General features: G+C 66.6%; 1 protein-coding gene and 2 pseudogenes (2 of these 3 cut by a window edge). All 3 read left to right on the top strand.

Features of this window, described 5'->3' with window-relative positions; translation table 11 throughout:
• A pseudogene (gene treZ, locus K789_RS22995) lies at positions 1–1,228 on the top strand (malto-oligosyltrehalose trehalohydrolase); its annotated part reaches 245 nt to the left of the window's first position; the annotation flags it as partial.
• A gap of 15 nt (positions 1,229–1,243) precedes the next feature.
• Complete coding sequence (gene mgrA, locus K789_RS0112355) at positions 1,244–2,281, top strand: L-glyceraldehyde 3-phosphate reductase (protein ID WP_024367016.1); 1,038 nt, start codon at positions 1,244–1,246, stop codon at positions 2,279–2,281.
• A gap of 170 nt (positions 2,282–2,451) precedes the next feature.
• Positions 2,452–3,261: pseudogene (locus tag K789_RS22990) on the top strand (inositol-3-phosphate synthase); it runs 277 nt beyond the window's last position.

The following is a 3,261-nucleotide window of genomic DNA, read 5'->3' as shown; positions in this document are numbered from 1 at the left end:
CGCCGCCCACGCCGCCGGGCTGGGCGTCATCCAGGACGTGGTCTACAACCACCTCGGCCCCAGCGGCAACTACCTTCCGCGGTTCGGGCCGTACCTGAAGGCGGGGGAGGGCAACACCTGGGGCGACTCGGTGAACCTCGACGGCCCCGGGTCCGACGTCGTACGCCGCTACATCCTGGAGAACGCCGCCATGTGGCTGCGGGACTACCACGTGGACGGGCTCCGGCTCGACGCCGTGCATGCCTTCAAGGACGAGCGGGCCCTCCACCTGCTCGAGGAATTCGGTGCGCTCGCGGACGAAGTCTCCGCCGAAACCGGACGGCCCGCGACGATGATCGCCGAGTCGGACCTCAACGATCCGCGGCTGCTCTACCCGCGCGACCTCAACGGCCACGGCCTGGCCGGGCAGTGGAGCGATGACTTCCACCACGCGGTGCACGTCAATGTCAGCGGCGAGGCCACGGGCTATTACGCAGACTTCGAATCCGTTGAGGCGCTGGCCAAAGTCCTGGTGGACGGGTTCTTCCACGACGGCAGCTACTCCAGCTTCCGCGGCCGGCACCACGGCCGGCCCATCAACACCGGTGTCGTCCATCCGTCGGCGCTGGTGGTTTGCAGCCAGAACCACGACCAGATCGGCAACCGGGCCACCGGGGACCGGCTGTCCCAGACCCTGGGGTACGGGCAGCTGGCGCTTGCCGCCGTCGCGACCTTGACCTCGCCGTTCACCCCCATGCTGTTCATGGGTGAGGAATACGGCGCCACCACCCCCTGGCAGTTCTTCACCTCGCACCCGGAACCTGAGCTCGGGAAGGCCACCGCGGAGGGCCGGATCCGGGAGTTCGAGCGGATGGGCTGGGACCCCGCCGTCGTGCCCGACCCGCAGGACCCGGAGACCTTCACCCGGTCCCGGCTCAACTGGGCCGAAGCCGCGGAGGGCGACCACGCCCGCCTGCTGGAGCTGTACCGGCAGCTGATCGCGCTGCGGCGCTCGACGCCGGAACTCGCCGGACTCGGTTTCGAGGACACCGCCGTTGCCTTCAGCGAGGCCGACGGCTGGCTCCGCCTGCGCCGCGGCAGCGTGGAGGTTGCCATGAACTTCTCCGCCGGACCGCGCCGGCTCGCCGTTTCCGGAGCCTCGGTCGTGCTGGCCACCGACAGCGCCGTGCGCCTCGACAACGCCCAGCTCGACCTGCCGGGCCACAGTGCCGCCATCATCTCGAAATAGGACAGGATAGTACGTATGACTTATGTTGCAGCAGAAACCCGTTACGACTCCATGCCGTACCGCCGCGTGGGCCGCAGCGGGCTGAAGCTCCCCGCCATTTCGCTCGGCCTCTGGCACAACTTTGGCGACGACAAGCCTTTCGAAACCCAGCGCGCCATCCTGCGCCGGGCCTTCGACCTCGGCGTCAACCACTTTGACCTGGCCAACAACTACGGGCCGCTGGCCGGTTCGGCTGAGACCAACTTCGGCCGCCACCTCAAGGACGATTTCGCGCCCTACCGGGACGAACTCATCATCTCCACCAAGGCCGGCTACAACATGTGGCCGGGCCCGTTCGGCGAATGGGGTTCCCGCAAATACCTGCTCGCCAGCCTGGACCAGTCGCTGACCCGCATGGGCCTGGACTACGTGGACATCTTCTACAGCCACCGGCCTGACCCGGAAACGCCGATGGAAGAGACCATGGGCGCCCTGGACCACGCCGTCCGCTCCGGGAAGGCCCTCTACGCGGGCATCTCCTCCTACACCCCGGAGCAGACCCTCGAGGCCGCCCGGATCCTCAAGGAGCTCGGCACCCCGTTGCTGATCCACCAGCCCAGCTACTCCATGCTGAACCGCTGGACCGAAAACGGCAGCCCCAACCTGTACGAGGCACTGGAACAGGTGGGTGCCGGCTCGATTGCGTTCTCGCCGCTGGCGCAGGGCATGCTGACCGACCGCTACCTGAACGGGATCCCGGCCGATTCACGCGCCGCCCAGGAGAAATCCCTGGCCGAAGACAGCATCACGGAGGACAAGCTGGACCGGGTGCGTGGCCTGCACCGGATTGCCGAAAGCCGCGGGCAGTCGCTCGCGCAGATGGCCATCGCCTGGATCCTGCGGGAGCAGGGCAAGGGCTCCGCAGTGACGTCGGCGCTGGTCGGCGCGTCCAGCGTCCGGCAGTTGGAGGACACCCTGTCCGCCATCAACAACCTCGGCTTCACGGCCGAAGAGCTGACGGCGATCGACGAGTTCGCCGTCGAATCCGACATCAACCTGTGGGCCCAAAAGTAGACTGCTTCACCCGCAAGTAACAGAGGCGGTGCGGCGGACCGGGAACAACTCGGGCTGCCGCGCCGTTGACTAGAATGCTAAGGGCGCCGTATGGTGCCGTGCCCGCTGCCGCCGTCGTGCATCAGAGTACTTCCGCGCCGGGCACATGAAGTTGTCCTCAAAGGAGTTCCGTGTCTTCACATCCGATTCGTGTTGCAATCGTCGGCGTAGGTAACTGTGCCACTTCGCTGGTCCAGGGCGTCGAGTACTACCGGGATGCCGACCCCCAAGCCACGATTCCGGGGCTGATGCATGTGGAGTTCGGCAAGTACCACGTCAACGACGTTCAGTTCGTTGCCGCGTTCGACGTCGACGGCAAGAAGGTGGGCCTGGACCTGTCTGACGCCATCCTGGCCAGCGAGAACAACACCATCAAGATCGCCGACGTCCCGCCGAAAGGTGTCACCGTACAGCGCGGCCCGACCCTCGACGGTCTCGGCAAGTACTACCTCGAGACCATCGAGCAGTCCACGGAAGAGCCGGTCGACGTCGTCCAGGCCCTCAAGGACGCCAAGGTCGACGTGATGGTCTGCTACCTGCCGGTCGGGTCGCAGGAAGCCGCCGAGTTCTACGCCCAGTGCGCGATCGACGCCGGCGTGGCCTTCGTCAACGCCCTGCCGGTCTTCATCGCCGGCACCAAGGCGTGGGCGGACAAGTTCACCGCCGCGGGTGTCCCGATCGTAGGGGACGACATCAAGAGCCAGATCGGTGCCACCATCACGCACCGCGTCATGGCGAAGCTGTTCGAGGACCGCGGCGTCACCCTGGACCGCACCTACCAGCTGAACGTCGGCGGCAACATGGACTTCAAGAACATGCTGGAGCGCGACCGCCTCGAATCCAAGAAGATCTCCAAGACGCAGGCGGTCACGTCCAACGTGGAAGCCGACCTCGCGCCGCGCGACGTCCACATCGGCCCGTCGGACTACGTCCAGTGGCTC

Source organism: Arthrobacter sp. TB 26, from assembly GCF_000427315.1.
Lineage (GTDB): Bacteria > Actinomycetota > Actinomycetes > Actinomycetales > Micrococcaceae > Arthrobacter.
The sequence above is the reverse complement of the archived record's forward strand: the minus strand, read 5'-3'. Positions and strand labels throughout refer to the sequence as shown.

Coding starts and splice junctions, on each gene's coding strand:
- mgrA (WP_024367016.1), top strand. CDS start 1,244: ATGACTTATGTTGCAGCAGAAACCCGTTACGACTCCATGCCGTACCGC.